Below are 14498 nucleotides of genomic sequence, written 5' to 3' on the forward strand. Positions count from 1 at the left end.
TTGACCGGGGTGATTTGACAGACGGTGTTATGCACTCCGAAAATTGACCGCTTTGCGTTTTGGATTCAATCCGTCGATGCAACAGATTGCAATTGGGCCAAAACCGGTCAATATCGCTCCCTTTCGTCTACCCTCACAAAGCGCCAGGCCTGCTTGGCGCCTCGACATTCTTTTGTTCATACACCGGAGATTTTCATGCTCAAGCGTACCCTGGCGTTGGCCGTCAGCTTGATCCTGCCTTTTTGCACCCTGTTGGCGCAGGCGGCCGATACGCTGAAAGTCAGCGCGATTCCCGATGAAGCCCCTACCGAACTGCTGCGCAAGTTCAAGCCGCTTGGCGCCTATCTGGAACAACAGTTGGGCATGAAGGTCGAGTTCGTTCCGGTGAGTGACTACCCGGCCGTGGTCGAAGCGCTGGCCACCGACCGCATCGACCTGGCCTGGCTGGGCGGTTTCACGTTCGTGCAGGCACGCTTGAAAACCGGCAATGCCATTCCGCTGGTACAGCGTGAACAGGACGCCCAATTCACCAGCAAATTCATCACCGCCGACCCTGCCGTCAAGTCCCTCGCCGATCTCAAGGGCAAGACGTTTGCCTTCGGCTCGGTGTCCTCCACGTCCGGCAGTCTCATGCCACGTTATTTCATGCTGAAGGACAGCATCAAGCCTGAAACTTATTTCAGCCGAGTCGGCTACTCCGGCGCCCATGACGCCACTGTTGCCTGGGTTCAGGCCGGCAAGGTCGATGCCGGGGTATTGAACGCCAGCGTGTGGGAAAAACTGGTCGCCGCCGGCAAGGTCGACACCACCAAGGTCAAAGTGTTTGCCACCACACCGGCTTACTTCGATTACAACTGGACGGTGCGCGGGACCCTCGACCCGGCGCTGGCGGCCAAGATAAAAACAGCCTTCCTGGCCCTCGATCCGGCGAAGCCTGCGGACAAGGAAATTCTGGATCTGCAGGCCGCCAGCCGTTTCATCGAAACCAAACCCGAGAACTACAAGGGCATCGAGGAAGCCGCCCGCGCCGCCGAACTGCTCAAATGACATTACGTCTGACCCAGGTAAGCCTTACCCACGCCAATGGTGTCCAGGCACTGCGCGGCGTGGACCTGCACATCGGTGCCAGCGAACAGGTCGCCATCATCGGCCCGTCTGGCGCGGGCAAGTCGAGCCTGCTCAACCTGCTGGCCACCGCCCTGCGACCAGGCCACGGTGAGCTGCAGGTGCTCGGTGAGCGTGCCTGGCAGCTTTCTGCCCGTCAGCGTCAGCGCCTGCGCGCGCGTATCGGGCTGATTCATCAGTCGCCTCCCCTGCCACCGCGCCAACGTGTGGTCACCGCGGTTCTGGCCGGTAAGCTGGGTCAGTGGGGTCTGGGCAAGAGCCTGTTGAACCTGCTGCACCCACTGGATATTCCGGGCGCGCGCGCGGCCTTGGCCCGGCTGGACCTGAGTGACAAATTATTTGCGCAATGCCAGCAACTGTCCGGTGGACAGTTGCAACGCGTGGGCATTGCCCGTGTGCTGTACCAGGCGCCCGAGGTGTTGCTGGCCGATGAGCCGGTATCGGCCATGGACCCCGTATTGGCCCAGCACACGCTTTCGGTGCTCTGCAGCCATGCCCGGCAGCACAACGTTACCCTGGTCGCCAGCTTGCATGCGGTGGAGCTGGCCCTGGCGCACTTTTCGCGCATCATCGGCTTGCGTGATGGACAGATTCTGTTCGACCTTCAGGCCAGCGAAGTCGACCGTGAGTTGCTCGACAAGCTCTACGCCAACGAACAATTGCTATCCCCACCGATTGCTCCAGCGCCCTTGAGTGTGCAGATTCCCCGATGCTGACCCGTGATACCCGCGATCCGGCCACCCGGCCCCGCCTGCTGTTCACCTTGCTGGCCCTTGCCCTGCTATGGCCTGGCATCCATTTCAGCGAGTTGGACCTCAGCGTGCTGGTGGCAAGCGACAGTCAGAGCGAGATGGGCCGGTTTGTCTCCGCCTTCTGGCCACCGGCCCATGGCGAGGAGTTCATTGAGCTGTTGTTGCAAGCCACCCTGCAGACCCTGGCCATCGCCACGGCCGGCATGGCCCTGGCGTTGCTGTTGGCAATCCCGGCCAGCCTGTTGGCCAGCCGCGCATTGTCGCTGTCTGCGGCCTCCCGAGCCGGCCACCCGAGTTATTGGGGCCAACTGCTGCGCTGGCCTGTACGCGGTTTACTGATCTTCCTGCGCAGCGTGCCGGAAATCGTCTGGGCCCTGCTGTTCGTACGCGCTGTCGGCCTCGGCCCGACAGCGGGAGTGCTGGCCATTGCCATTACCTACAGCGGCATGCTGGGCAAGGTTTACGCGGAAATTTTCGAGTCGGCCGACCAGCGCCCGGCCCACGCGCTATTGCAATCGGGCAGCAGCCGGCTCGCGGCCTTTTGTTATGGGATCCTGCCCAATGTGGCGGCGGAATTGCTGTCGTACACGGTGTACCGCTGGGAATGCGCCATCCGCGCCTCGGTGGTGATGGGTTTCGTGGGTGCCGGCGGTCTGGGCCAGCAAATAGATCTGTCGTTGCGCATGTTCGCCGGCGGTGAAGTGGCCAGTCTGTTACTGACCTTCCTGGTGCTGGTACTGCTCGCCGATCAACTCAGCCGTCTGCTGCGCTGGAGGCTGGCATGAATCGCCTGATCAATCTGGCCCTGCTGCTCTGCATCGGCGCAGCGGTGATCGCCTCGTTCATCTACCTGGGCATCGACCTGGGCGAGCTGGGCGGCACGGGCAACCTGAAGCAGATGGGCGCTTATGCGCAGCGTTTTCTCAGCCCGGACCTGAGCCCCGGTCATCTGCAAGCCATCGCCCACGGTGCGTTGGAAACCATTGCCATGTCTGCCCTGGGCACCCTGCTCGCGGCGGTATTCGGTTTGCTGTTGGCCTTGCCTGCGGCCGGGCGCTTCGGCTGGCCATTGCAGAGCGCGTCGCGCCTGGTGCTCAACGCCTTGCGTGCGGTTCCGGAACTGGTGTGGGCTGCGCTGATGGTCCTTGCCGCCGGCCTCGGCCCCAATGCCGGTACCCTGGCGCTAGCCCTGCACACCACTGGCGTGCTCGGCCGGCTGTTTGCCGAAGCGCTGGAAAACACCCCACCAGAACCGGCCGAAGCCATTCGCCTCCAGGGCGGCAACACCGTATGGGCTTTCTGTTACGGCACACTGCCCAACCTGTTGCCACAGTTACTGGCCTACATCCTGTACCGCTGGGAAAACAATATCCGCATGGCCAGTGTGCTCGGCTTCGTCGGCGCCGGTGGTTTGGGGCAAATGCTCTATGTCAGCCTCAGCCTGTTCCAGGAGGCGCAAGCCAGCACGGTGATTCTGGCCATGCTGTTGTTGGTATTCGCCGTCGATACATTGAGCAGCTGGAGCCGTCAACGCTGGGTCAAGGCCTGACTTTTTTCGCATAGCGGGTTGCACAGAGTGTGTTGCGCTCGACGGCACGACAACCCCATGGGCAAACCTGATCATAGCGCTCTATGATTGAACCCCATGACGACCTCTCTACCCATCCGCCAACCCTGCCCGCCCGGAGCCTGCATCTGCGAGCGTGAGCCGTTGCTGGAAACCCCCGGCGCGGATCTGCGCATCCTGAGCCTGACCCGCTCGGAAGAAAAGCGCCTGATCGAACGCCTGGAAAATCTCCAGAGCCTCAGCGATCTGGAGCGTCTGCAACGCCGGATGTACGAGCAATTGGGTCTGCGCGTGGAGATCGTCCCGGGCTTCAACGAAGTGCGCACCATGCGCGGCATCAACATCACCCTCGGTGAATTGCCGGGCCTGTGCCGCAAAACCCGTCAGTCGATTCCGGCGGCGATTCGTCGAGGGCTGGAGAAGCGCCCGGAGATTGCCTACGAGCTGCTCAATGCCAACGACTTGCTGCGTGATGCCTGATGGTTTGCGCTGTTATCTCGATATATTCGTTTCAAATGCCCTGAAAGAGGATCAGCGGTCGTACGCCAAACGCGGGCCGCTGCTATGCCTTCTGATGGGAGCAAAGGTATCAGGCCAGCCAGGATGGAGCTGGAAACACAAGCGTGGCCGTGGCCCCGGCGCCAGCCATGTGCGCGAAAAAAAAGGTGCCAATCCGTAGCAGGAGGTGGCAAATGTTATTCATCGTCCGTTGGTCCATCAGTCAGCAACATCGTAACAGTGCAATCGAACGTTTTCTCAAGACCGGTGGCGCGCCACCCGCAGACGTCAAGATGCTGGGGCGCTGGCATGCCGTCGGTGGCTCGAGTGGTTTTGGCATTGCAGAGGCCAGTGATCCGGTGTTGATTCAGAAGTGGGTGCTGGAATGGAGCGACCTTATGAGCATGGAAGTCCACGCCGCATTGACCGATGAACAGGCGGCGCCGCTGCTGGCTGCCGCTATCGGCAAGCAATAGTCGTCGAGGTGGCGAGTGCCCTCGCCACCTTCTTCTCGATTCACTATTTTTTCATCCCCACCCGCCGCCGCATGTCGGCAGTTATCGTCTGTCGGGTCTTCTTCAGGTCAGCCCAGGGTTCGTCACCAATGTCGGCCAGGCGCTCATGCACGTTGTGCACGTTCCATTGATTGCCCCCCTTGAGCTCGGCCACCTCCTCGCGAAAGATCGGCACTGACACCGGCAGCCCTTCGCGGGTGCGCACGGCATAGGCGCAAATCGTGGTGGCGCCCAGACCGTTGCGCAGGTAGTCGATGAAGATACGCCCCACGCGGTTTTTCGGTCCGGACACCGCAGAAAAGCGGTCCGGCAGTAATTTGGCCATGTGGCTGACGATCGCGTGGCTGAAGTCCTTGACCTCGTCCCAGCCATGTTTGCGAGTCAGCGGCACGATCAGGTGAATCCCCTTGCCGCCGCTGGTTTTGAGAAACGCCTTGAGTCCCAGCTCATCCAGCACCGTGAGGGTTAGCCGGGTCGCTTCGATCATGCTTTTCCAGGGCAACGCCGGATCCGGGTCGAGATCGAGGACGAAGCGATCGGGTTTATCCAGATCGACTGACGTGGCATTCCAGGTGTGCAGTTCCACGGTGCTCATCTGCACCGCGCCGATCAACGCTTTGGCGTTGTTGATGATCATCACCGGTTGGCCGGTCAGTTCCTTGTCCAGGGTCACAATCCCCGGAATGGCCAGGCGTTCGGCGTTCTTCTGAAAGAACAGTTCGCCGGCGATGCCGTCCGGCGCACGCACCAGCGCCACCGGCCGATCCTTGAGTTGCGGCAAAATCCACTCGGCGATGTTGGCGTAGTACTCCGCCAATTGCATCTTGGTGGTGCCGCTGCTGGCGTCGATCACCCGTTCCGGGTGCGTGATGCGTATTTTGCCGCTGGCCAGGCCGATCTGCGACGGCGCGACAGTCGAGCGGGCAGTTTTCGGGTCGGCGGTGTCGGGTTTTTCGGCGGCTGATTTCCTCTTTGCCACGGATTTTGCTGCGCCAGTTTTCGGGGTTGTTGTATTCGAGGCTGATGTGTTCACGGTTTTCGGCAACTCCACAGTAATTTCTTCGGCTGGCTTGTCATCACGCAAACCATGGAACACGGCATGGCGCACCGAGCCGTCCTTGGTCATTTCGGCGAAAGCCACTTCCGCCAGCAATGTGGGCTTGAGCCAATGCACGCCTTTGGCTTCGAAACCGCTGGGCGGATTGACCACCGATGGTTTTTTCGTCTGCAAGGGCTTCAATTGTTCGTAAATGCGCTTGAGGGTCGCCTCGTTGAACCCGGTGCCCACCTTGCCGGCATAACGCAATTCACCGCTGTCGCGGTCGTGCAACCCCAGCAACAACGCGCCAAAAGCACTGCGCGTACCTTTGGGATCAGTAAAGCCGACCACGATGAATTCCTGCCGGTGCTTGCACTTGAGTTTGATCCAGTCACTGGTGCGCCGGGACACGTAAGGCGACCCCAGGCGCTTGCCGATCAGCCCTTCCATCTTCATTTCGCAGGCACTGTTGAGCAACGCCTCCGGGGATTCGCCAAAGGCGTCGGAGAATCGCAACAGCGGGTTTTGATTGGGCTTGAGCACAATCGCCAGCGCCGCCCTGCGCTCCTCGACAGGCACTTCGCGCAGGTCCACGCCATTGAGGTAGGGCAAGTCGAACAGGTAGTAAACAATGCTGCCGCTTCGGCCGGAATCGAACGCATTTTGCAGCGCCTGAAAATCCGGGACGCCTTGCTCGTTGGCCACCACCATTTCGCCGTCGAGCCAGGCCGATTCCAGATCCAGCGCAGCCAATGCCCGGGCTTGGGCGGGCAATTTGTGGGTCCAGTCATGACCGTTGCGGGTGAAGAGTCTGACCTCGTCGTGGTCGATGCGCGCCATGACCCGGTAGCCGTCGAATTTGATCTCATAGCTCCATTCGCCGCCTGGCGCCGATTCGACCAGTGTCGCCAGCTCAGGTTTGAGCAGCTCCGGCAACTTGGCTTTGCGCGCGCCCGTCAATTGTGCCGACTTTTCCTTACGTGCCTTGGCCGGGACTTTTTTGATCGGCTTGGGTTTTTCAGCACCGTGCTTTTTTTCCAGAATGGTGCGGTCGCTGAGCACGCTGTCCGGCTGGGCGGCGACCACGTCGTATTCGCTGTCGGGTCTGGCGGCGCTGTCCTGATGCTTGATCAGAAACCACTGTTCCTGCTTGCCCGGCATGTGCGTGCGCACCAGGTTCCACAGACCGCCAAGCTTTTCCCCCTGCAGCTCGAATTTCAGCCGGCCTTTGGCGTACGCCTTGGCCGGGTCGTCCAGGGGAATCCACACCCCACGATCCCAGACGATCACATCGCCAGCACCGTAATGCCCTTCAGGAATAGTGCCCTCGAACGTGGCGTATTCCAGCGGATGGTCTTCGACATGAATGGCCAGGCGCTTGACCTTGGGGTCCAGCGACGGACCTTTGGGCACGGCCCAACTTTTCAGCGCGCCGTCGAGTTCCAGGCGAAAGTCATAGTGCAAGTGCGAGGCATCATGCTTTTGAATGCAGAACTGCAACGCATGATCCTTCGCTGCTTTTTTGCCCGAGCGTTTGACGGCGGCCGGTTCCGAGGTCGCCGAGAAATCGCGCATGCGGTTGTAATCGTCCAGGTTCTTGTTCATGGCTCACCTACCGCTCGTTGCGGGGCCGGGCTGGCGCAAGGTTGTTCGCCGGTTTCCATCAGCAGTTGATCGACCGCTTGCGCCAACGCCTCGGGCATCGAGCGTGCGTCGCACAAGGCCTGTTCCACCGCGTGCCGTTGCCGATCGGCGCTGGTCCCGTCGATCAACAGACGCCGAGCCTGTTTGAAGACATCTTGCACGCCCAGTTGCTGCGCGGTCTCGGCAAACGTCACTTGCGCCAGCGCCAGCCATTGCTCGACCGAGATTGTCGGTTCGTGGTCCTTGCGGATGAAGGTGCCGTGAATGCCGTAACGCTTGGCGCGCCAGCGATTTTCCTTGAGGATCCAGTAAGCCGTCCGGTTGAAGTTCGCCCCCGGCAGCGGCTGCGCGACGGCATCAGCGACCATCAGGCGAAACAGCGAAGCGATGCACAGCGCGTCATCCAGCCGTGGACAGGCGTCGGTGATGCGCAGCTCCAGCGTGGGAAACCGTGCGGCCGGGCGCACGCTCCACCAACAGTCACCAGGTTGGCGGATCGAGCCGGTGCGGGTCATCAGCGCGACATAGTCATCGAACGCATCCTGATCCTCGAAAAACTCCGGGATGCCCATGCGCGGCCACTCGTCGCAGGCCACTTGGCGATAGCTCATGAAACCGCTGTCCACTCCCTCCCAAAACGGGGACGAGGTGCTGAGCGCCAACAACAGCGGCACCCACGGCAAGACTTCATTCATGATGCGGATCCGGTCCAGATGACCGGGCACTTCGACGTGCACGTGCAGCCCGGACAACAGGCTGCGTCGGGCCACTCGCTGGTAATCATCGAACAGCTGATGGAAATGCACCTGATCCGTCGGTTGCTGAATTCGCCAATCCGCCAAGGGATGACTGCCGGCGCTGAGCAGGCCCAACCCGAACGGCTCCAGAGCACGTCGCAGCGCACTGCGGGTGGTGGCCAGGTAATCGGCGGCCTGCGGCACACTGCTGAAAACCGGTGAGGCGACTTCAATTTGCCCCTGGAACATTTCATAGGCGAACGACTGGCCCAGCGCCGCCCTGCACGCCTCGATCGCTTGGGCCGAGGGCTGCATCGGCATGTGCCGGGTGACGAGGTCGGTGAGGAAGTATTCTTCTTCAATGCCGAAATTCAGGCGCCTGCTCATCAACGTTTTCCCCAATGCCCGGGCCGAGACGCGTCGCGGTCAGCGCGACGACGGCAATCCGTTCCACCCGTTGATAACCGGGTGTCGACAACTCTTCTCCGAACACATCCGGATCGAGTTCACGATAGGTCCAGCCGAACCCCGGAGCCTCCAGGCGCGGAGCAAGGGCCTCCAGCAATGGGTCGCGGCCATCGACCATCGCCGCGCCGGTGTACAACAGCAACGAGCCGCCGGGTGCCAGCCGACCCAGTGCCTGCTCGACAATCCGCAGTGACAATTCCGCGCCCAACGCGCCGCCGCCATGCCGATAGGCACGCTCGGCCGGATCGGCCATGTAGGGTGGGTTGGCGACGATCAGGTCAAAGTATCCGTCGACATCCTGCAGCAGATCGCTGGCCTCGACCCTGAGGTTGTGCACTTCGGCAAGCGCGGCGTTGATGGCCGTCATGCGCAGGGCCTCGGGGTTGATGTCCAACGCCCACACCTCGGCTTCGCGACGGGCGCGGGCAATCAGAATGGCACCGACACCGGCGCCGCAACCCACGTCCACAGCGCGCCTGATCGGGGCAAAACTCTGCTGCAGATGGGCGTGAATCAGTTGGGCGAACCGATAAGTGTCGGGGCCGAAGAACACCGAATCGGCGGCCTCCGTCGGAAAGGCCGAATGCACGAACAGCAAGTCGTCGAGGCTGGACCAGCGCACCCGGCTTTTCAGCCGCCCGTTGCATGCCTCCAGCACCTGCGCCTGTTGCAACTGGCGTTGTTCATCCGCCGACAACAGCCCTGGCTCAAATGGCCGCGACCAGCCAAAAACATCGCGCAGGGTCTCGGCCCGTCGGCCTTCGGCACGGCTATTGACGCGCTGATGGGTCAGCGGCGTCGGCGTAATGAACCGATAACCGTCAGCCTGCAGGCGCCGTCCCAGTTGCACCAGCGCCAGGTCGGCGACAGACAGCTGTTCTTCCTGACTCATAAACCGCTCCCGTTGATAAAAAAGCGTTCTAGAGAAGGCTGGATTTGAGTTCGATGAAACGACGCGTCGCCAACAGACCCGCAGGATGTGCATGCCGATGGGGCGAAAGCCACCGCATCAACACCGGCATTTGCTCGTGCCCGCTCAGACCGTTCAGCGCGGCGTGCAGGCGCTGGATATCCGGATCGCTGTCAGGCACCGGCGTTTCTGCCGCCACACTGCTGCCACGTCGTACGGCAACCGCCGGATGTTCAGGTTTCCAGTCACCGGCAATCCAGTCGTGCAGCAACTGTTTCTCGTAAGGGCTGAATACGCCGAACATCGCCGCGCCGGGGCCATCGATCAATTGCCAGAAACGACTGGCCTGCGGGTCCTGGTGGCGTTTGATCCAGCCTTTGTTTTCCAGGGCGGCCAGCAATCCCGGCAACTGCTCCGATGAAGACAACCATTGATTGACGGTCTTGCCTTCAAAGCGGCTGTAATCGGAATGCATGTGCTGGCCGAACGGGCGTTTGCGTTCCAGCATGCTCAGCACTTCGCTGTCGAGGTCGAACGACTCGATAATCGCCCGGCTGCCCTGCCCCAGGCCGTTGAGCCGATAACCCAACGCCACCCGACGCAGAAAGTCATCGCGATCGCCCTCCACCGGGAGCAATTGCAGCACCGACTGCGCCGCCTTGTGAGCATGGCCGATGCTGGCGTTGTCGATGGTCACGTGGAGCGTGAAATAAAGCGGATCGATGCCCAGCTCGCTGAGTTCATAAGCGCTGATCAACAAATGCAGCGGCAGTTGTTCATAGCCGAGGTTGTAGCCGATCACTTCCGGTAAATACTCCTGGGCGCAATAGCCGAGCGCCAGTTGAATCGCGCCTTGCAGGTAGCGTTCATCGGTAATCGCAGCCGTGTCTGGCAAGCCATGTTCGGCGAGCAGTTTGCGGTAGATCAGCACATGATTCTGTGCCGGATTGCCCTCGCCCAACTCCTCCAGATAAGTGCTCAACAGCCCGTCGAAGCGCGGGTCCTTCCAGTGCGGCAACAGGCCATAGAGCCAGGCCCCATCCACCAGTTTGGTCGGGGCCACTGCCTGCAGGAAAAACAACGCATGGGCTTTATTGCTGAAGAACTGTCGCGCACCGCCCGCCTTGCGTTGCTGAACGTAGTCGGCGTATTGCCGGGCCACGTCGACGCTGTGCTGTTCGACCCAGTTTTGCAGGGCCGAGAGGTCCCGCGGCAGCTCATCAGGCAACTGCGCCGCTTGTTGCAATTGCTCTTGCAGGAAGCGGCGGGCGAGCGGGGTCTTTATCGCGTCATCGTCGCTCAGCAGCAATTGTTCATAGAACGACTTCACGCCGCCGGTAGCAGTCATCAGGTGTTCGCGGGCAGGCCGGGATTCAAGTCGTGTCAGGGCAGTCATGGAATAGTCTTCTCACTCTGCGGCCAGTGGCAGGACGCTGGATCAGCACGTCTCTATCAGCAGAGCGGCGGTACCTGAAAAAAATTCCACTGGCATTGAAATTGGCCGGACAGACGGGCCAGCGCCGTGGCACTGGCTCGCGAGGCAATTCGCCCGGGATGTACACAATGTGTGTAGAGGCGCTGCCGCAGGCTGCGAGCTTTTGATCCTGGCCATGTTCAAACCGCTGAAAATCAAAAGATCGCAGGCTTCGCCAGCTCCTACAGGTGGATGCCGCGCCGCCCTTGCACCTCCCGGCTATTACCGGGGTATTTTTTTGTCCGGCGACTAAGATTCATAGGGGGTGAACCTTATCCCCGCAAATCCGGTCGATACCTGCAACCCGACCCGGTTCGCCCGACACCCTCAACAAGAGGGTGATCATCGGCTTGCTTCACTTTCTGGAGAACGCCCCCGTGATATCCACCGTACACATTGCCAGGCTCAAAGCATGGGGCGCCCATGGTTTTACCGCCACTGGCGTGGTCACAGCCTTCCTCGCGACCCTCGCCTTGTTGGAGAACCAGCCGACCCATTGTCTGCTGTGGCTGGGCGTGGCGCTGATTGTCGACGGTCTGGACGGCGCGCTGGCACGCAAGGTGAATGTGCAGTCGGTGCTGCCAGGTTTCGACGGTTCGATCCTCGACCTGGTGATCGACTACCTGACGTATGTATTTATCCCGGCCCTGTTCATCTACCGCTATATCCCGTTGCCGGACTACACCCTGCTGCTGACTGTGTCGCTGATTCTGGTGTCGTCACTGTTTTGTTTCTGCAACGTCAACATGAAGAGCAAAGACAACTATTTCCAGGGCTTCCCCGCTGCGTGGAACGTCGTTGCGCTATGCCTGTACATCATTGACCCGGCCCCGTGGATCACCTTGCTCACCATCATCGGCCTGGCGCTGCTGACCGTGACCCGAATGAAATTCCTGCACCCGTTCCGCGTGCGCCGGTTCATGCCGATCAACATTGCCGTGACGGCCATCTGGCTGCTGTGCAGCTTGTCGCTAGTGGTCAATCACCCGGTCATCAATCCGCTGGTGATGGGCTTGTGGCTGCTGATGTCGGCGTACTTCCTGGGGATCTGCTTCTGGCGCACGGCGCTGGAGTGGTTCGACAGTTCGCGGCTCAAATAGGCACTGCGATCATGCCCATTCACATCGTCCAACTCGGCTCACCCCGCACCGCGAATGAAGGCCTGCGCCTGGGCACGGTACGCCGCCCGCCCCGTGGCGTACCGAAGGCCGAATTCGCCAGCCGGGATTTTTACGATGTGTGGCAACCGTTGTTGTCCCCCAGCCCCGAGTTGGTGGCCGAAGCCAAAGCGGCGGAAGATGCCAAGGCCTGGGGCGCCTTCAAGCGCAAATTCAAGGCCGAGATGAACCACCCCGCGTCCAGTCAACTGCTCGACCTGCTGGCCGCCCTCTCCCATCAAACGTCACTGGCGGTAGGGTGTTATTGCGAAGACGAAGCCCACTGCCACCGTTCCGTGTTACGGGAATTGCTGGAGGCACGGGGGGCGAAGGTTGTATAGGTCGCACGAGCCCCATCCCCTTGTGGGAGCGAGCCTGCTCGCAATGACTGTTTTCCAGTCAATGCAGCTGTCGACTGACATTGCGCCATCGCGAGCAGGCTCGCTCCCACACTTTTTACCGAGTCATCCGTTACCTCAACGCGTGATCACCCGCTTGCGGACGAGAGTTTGATCATGGTCAATACTGAGAGGATTGAATGGCTATCGAATGACCATACGTCGGGCGCACTGTCGCTCTCCCGTGTCAGCCCGGGGGGACCGTCGTCTGCTCGTTTACCCACGGGAGGTTTGTCATGTCTGGTCAAGCTCGTTTCATGCTGGTCGCCTCGCCCCTGATGGAACACAGCCCTGCCTTCGACCGAGCCGCAGCGCTGGCCAAAGCCGAAGATGCAGCCCTGCATATCGTAGCCTTTGACTATCTGGAAGGCCTGGCGACCGCCAGCCTGGTCAACGAAAAGGCCCTGGAGCAGATGCGTCTGGGCTATGTCGAGCGTCACCGCCAGTGGCTGGAGGAACAGGCCCGTCCGTTGCGCAAGATCGGTGTGCACGTCACCACGGAGGTGACGTGGGTCGAAAATCCGCTGGAGGAAATCCTCACCCACCTCAAAGAACAGCCGATGGACGTACTGATCAAGGCGCTGGAACATCAATCGCGGCTATCGCGGCTGGTGTTTACCCCCCTCGATGTACATTTGCTGCGCGAATGCCCGGTGCCGCTGCACTTCGTCAGCCATGCCAGACATGCGTTGCCGCGCAAGATCGTTGCAGCGGTGGACCCCTTCCATCGTGATGATCACTACAAAAGCTTCAATGACCGGATTCTGCACGAGGCGTCAAAACTGGCGAGTGCCTGCAATGCCGAGCTCGACGTGGTCTACGCCTATGACCTTTCATCGATCAGCTCGGACGAGTTCAGCTTCGAAAACGGTTCGGCGTTTTTCGCTTCGGACAAGGCCAAGACCCTGTTCGACTTTCAGGAAGATGCCTTCAACGAATTGGCCGCACGCAACGGCATCGCCCCACAGCAACGGCACATGCTCATGGGCAGCCCGACCAAGGTGCTGACTCGCTACGCCGAGACCTATGACGTCGATGTGATTGTCATGGGCCGGGTTGGCCATCGTGGCCTCGGCCGGTTGATCGGCAGTACCGTGGAGCACCTGCTGTACAAAATGCCGTGCAGTGTATGGGTGGTGTACACCGAACGGCTGGATGAGTGATCGGTCTGGTCAGGTAGTCAATACTGCACATACCCCGTAGGAGCGGGCTCTGTGGCGAGGGGGCTTGCCCCCGTTCGGCTGCGAAGCAGTCGCAAAGCTTTTAGGGCCGCTTCGCGCCCCAACGGGGGCAAGCCCCCTCGCCGCAGAGCCACCATGTCCCCGGTCCAGACAAGCCCGCTCCCACAGGGGGATTTGTGTTGTCGTTTCAACGCCGTGTAATCACCACCTCCAGGTATTCACTGGGCACCACCAGCGACCGCTTCCCCGCCCGGTTCAGGCGATTGAGCAGTTCGGTCAGGTCGTTTTCCAGGGCGGTGCCCCCTTCGGGTGGCAGGGTCGCAAATGCCTTGTGAACCGGGCCATACCAGGTACGGAAGGTATCGATCCAATGCGCGGCCGAGCGATAGCGGAAGTTGAACAACCGCCGCGTCACCTGGAGCTGGAAGTCGCGCTGATCAAACTGTGAGTGCAACCAGGCTTCGGTGCCCCAGTTCGAAGGGGGTTGCGCGCCTGGCGGTGGTGGCAGGTGGCGGCCCAGAGTCCTGAACACCTGGCCGATGAAGCCTTCAGGCGTCCAGTTGGCAAGACCGATCCGCCCGCCACGACGGCACACCCGCGCCAGTTCCGCTGCGGCCTTGGGCTGATCGGGGGTGAACATCACACCAAAGGTCGAAAGCACGGCATCGAAACTGGCGTCCTCGAACGGCAAGTCCTCGGCATCGGCCACCTGAAAAGTCACGTCCAGATGTTCTGCCCGAGCGCGGTCTTCGCCGCGCTCAAGCAGCTTGGCCACGTAATCGGTGGACGTGACCTTGCAGCCCCGGCGCGCGGCAGCGAGCGTTGCGTTACCGTTGCCGGCGGCGACATCCAGCACCTGCTCATCACAAAGCAAGTCACAGGCCTCGGCCAGTTGTTCCCCGACAATCTGCAGGGTAGTGCCGATCACGGCGTAGTCGCCGCTGGCCCACGAGGCCATTTGCCGGTTTTTCAGGGCAGTGAGGTCAATGGGTGTGCTCATGAAATCTGCTCCGTTGCGGGTTGGAACGCGTCC

14 protein-coding genes are annotated in these 14498 nt (G+C 61.0%); 9 read left to right on the plus strand and 5 right to left on the minus strand.

Features of this window, described 5'->3' with window-relative positions; genetic code table 11:
* The first annotated feature begins 195 nt into the window (after nucleotides 1–195).
* The 6 genes from BZL43_RS27360 to BZL43_RS27385 all read left to right on the plus strand — a co-directional run bounded on the left by BZL43_RS27360 (nucleotide 196) and on the right by BZL43_RS27385 (nucleotide 4418).
* A complete protein-coding gene (locus BZL43_RS27360; RefSeq protein ID WP_095635163.1) occupies nucleotides 196–1047 on the plus strand; it encodes a putative selenate ABC transporter substrate-binding protein in 852 nt (283 codons plus the stop codon).
* Nucleotides 1044–1841: a phosphonate ABC transporter ATP-binding protein gene (locus tag BZL43_RS27365; protein ID WP_095635164.1), complete on the plus strand. Its 798-nt coding sequence runs from the start codon at nucleotides 1044–1046 to the stop codon at nucleotides 1839–1841. Before BZL43_RS27360 ends, BZL43_RS27365 begins: the two co-directional genes overlap by 4 nt.
* Nucleotides 1835–2662, plus strand: coding sequence for a phosphonate ABC transporter, permease protein PhnE (phnE, locus tag BZL43_RS27370; RefSeq protein ID WP_095635165.1), 828 nt, complete (start codon nucleotides 1835–1837; stop codon nucleotides 2660–2662). The genes BZL43_RS27365 and phnE (BZL43_RS27370) overlap by 7 nt, the downstream gene beginning before the upstream one ends.
* The gene (gene phnE / locus BZL43_RS27375; RefSeq protein WP_095635166.1) at nucleotides 2659–3426 is read left to right on the plus strand and encodes a phosphonate ABC transporter, permease protein PhnE; all 768 of its coding nucleotides are present in this window, start codon (nucleotides 2659–2661) and stop codon (nucleotides 3424–3426) included. Before phnE (BZL43_RS27370) ends, phnE (BZL43_RS27375) begins: the two co-directional genes overlap by 4 nt.
* Nucleotides 3427–3522: 96 nt before the next feature.
* Entirely contained in the window at nucleotides 3523–3924 is a 402-nt protein-coding gene (locus BZL43_RS27380; RefSeq protein WP_095635167.1) for a hypothetical protein, read from the plus strand.
* Nucleotides 3925–4136: 212 nt separating this feature from the next.
* Entirely contained in the window at nucleotides 4137–4418 is a 282-nt protein-coding gene (locus BZL43_RS27385; protein ID WP_095635168.1) for a DUF3303 domain-containing protein, read from the plus strand.
* A 43-nt stretch (nucleotides 4419–4461) separates the two neighbouring features.
* Here the strand turns inward: BZL43_RS27385 and ligD are convergent, their stop codons facing one another.
* Genes ligD through BZL43_RS27405 form a run of 4 tightly spaced genes read right to left on the minus strand, consistent with a single transcriptional unit; the run spans nucleotide 4462 to nucleotide 10651 of the window.
* On the minus strand, nucleotides 4462–7101 hold the full coding sequence (gene ligD / locus BZL43_RS27390; protein WP_095635169.1) for a DNA ligase D: 2640 nt from the start codon (nucleotides 7099–7101) through the stop codon (nucleotides 4462–4464).
* Complete coding sequence (locus BZL43_RS27395) at nucleotides 7098–8264, minus strand: carboxylate-amine ligase (protein WP_095635170.1); 1167 nt, start codon at nucleotides 8262–8264, stop codon at nucleotides 7098–7100. Before BZL43_RS27395 ends, ligD begins: the two co-directional genes overlap by 4 nt.
* The gene (locus BZL43_RS27400; RefSeq protein WP_095635171.1) at nucleotides 8236–9237 is read right to left on the minus strand and encodes a class I SAM-dependent methyltransferase; all 1002 of its coding nucleotides are present in this window, start codon (nucleotides 9235–9237) and stop codon (nucleotides 8236–8238) included. The genes BZL43_RS27395 and BZL43_RS27400 overlap by 29 nt, the downstream gene beginning before the upstream one ends.
* A gap of 28 nt (nucleotides 9238–9265) precedes the next feature.
* Nucleotides 9266–10651: an iron-containing redox enzyme family protein gene (locus tag BZL43_RS27405; RefSeq protein ID WP_095635172.1), complete on the minus strand. Its 1386-nt coding sequence runs from the start codon at nucleotides 10649–10651 to the stop codon at nucleotides 9266–9268.
* Nucleotides 10652–11106: 455 nt separating this feature from the next.
* Here BZL43_RS27405 and pcsA point away from each other — a divergent pair, with 455 nt between their 5' ends.
* From pcsA to BZL43_RS27420, 3 genes are all read left to right on the plus strand, one after another.
* Nucleotides 11107–11829: a phosphatidylcholine synthase gene (gene pcsA, locus BZL43_RS27410; RefSeq protein ID WP_095635216.1), complete on the plus strand. Its 723-nt coding sequence runs from the start codon at nucleotides 11107–11109 to the stop codon at nucleotides 11827–11829.
* Between the two features lie 11 nt (nucleotides 11830–11840).
* Nucleotides 11841–12227, plus strand: coding sequence for a DUF488 domain-containing protein (locus tag BZL43_RS27415; protein WP_095635173.1), 387 nt, complete (start codon nucleotides 11841–11843; stop codon nucleotides 12225–12227).
* A gap of 293 nt (nucleotides 12228–12520) precedes the next feature.
* Complete coding sequence (locus BZL43_RS27420) at nucleotides 12521–13447, plus strand: universal stress protein (RefSeq protein WP_095635174.1); 927 nt, start codon at nucleotides 12521–12523, stop codon at nucleotides 13445–13447.
* Between the two features lie 205 nt (nucleotides 13448–13652).
* Here BZL43_RS27420 and BZL43_RS27425 read toward each other — a convergent pair whose 3' ends face one another.
* A complete protein-coding gene (locus BZL43_RS27425; protein ID WP_095635175.1) occupies nucleotides 13653–14465 on the minus strand; it encodes a class I SAM-dependent methyltransferase in 813 nt (270 codons plus the stop codon).
* Nucleotides 14466–14498 lie beyond the last annotated feature (33 nt).

The organism is Pseudomonas sp. PICF141, from assembly GCF_002286815.1.
GTDB lineage: Bacteria > Pseudomonadota > Gammaproteobacteria > Pseudomonadales > Pseudomonadaceae > Aquipseudomonas.

Bases quoted from the DNA above. Each gene is read 5' to 3' on its own strand.
- phnE (WP_095635166.1), top strand. From the start codon at position 2,659: ATGAATCGCCTGATCAATCTGGCCCTGCTGCTCTGCATCGGCGCAGCG.
- BZL43_RS27415 (WP_095635173.1), top strand. From the start codon at position 11,841: ATGCCCATTCACATCGTCCAACTCGGCTCACCCCGCACCGCGAATGAA.
- BZL43_RS27425 (WP_095635175.1), bottom strand. From the start codon at position 14,465: ATGAGCACACCCATTGACCTCACTGCCCTGAAAAACCGGCAAATGGCC.
- BZL43_RS27385 (WP_095635168.1), top strand. From the start codon at position 4,137: ATGTTATTCATCGTCCGTTGGTCCATCAGTCAGCAACATCGTAACAGT.
- BZL43_RS27420 (WP_095635174.1), top strand. From the start codon at position 12,521: ATGTCTGGTCAAGCTCGTTTCATGCTGGTCGCCTCGCCCCTGATGGAA.
- BZL43_RS27380 (WP_095635167.1), top strand. From the start codon at position 3,523: ATGACGACCTCTCTACCCATCCGCCAACCCTGCCCGCCCGGAGCCTGC.
- BZL43_RS27405 (WP_095635172.1), bottom strand. From the start codon at position 10,651: ATGACTGCCCTGACACGACTTGAATCCCGGCCTGCCCGCGAACACCTG.
- BZL43_RS27400 (WP_095635171.1), bottom strand. From the start codon at position 9,237: ATGAGTCAGGAAGAACAGCTGTCTGTCGCCGACCTGGCGCTGGTGCAA.
- ligD (WP_095635169.1), bottom strand. From the start codon at position 7,101: ATGAACAAGAACCTGGACGATTACAACCGCATGCGCGATTTCTCGGCG.
- BZL43_RS27360 (WP_095635163.1), top strand. From the start codon at position 196: ATGCTCAAGCGTACCCTGGCGTTGGCCGTCAGCTTGATCCTGCCTTTT.
- BZL43_RS27395 (WP_095635170.1), bottom strand. From the start codon at position 8,264: ATGAGCAGGCGCCTGAATTTCGGCATTGAAGAAGAATACTTCCTCACC.
- BZL43_RS27365 (WP_095635164.1), top strand. From the start codon at position 1,044: ATGACATTACGTCTGACCCAGGTAAGCCTTACCCACGCCAATGGTGTC.
- phnE (WP_095635165.1), top strand. From the start codon at position 1,835: ATGCTGACCCGTGATACCCGCGATCCGGCCACCCGGCCCCGCCTGCTG.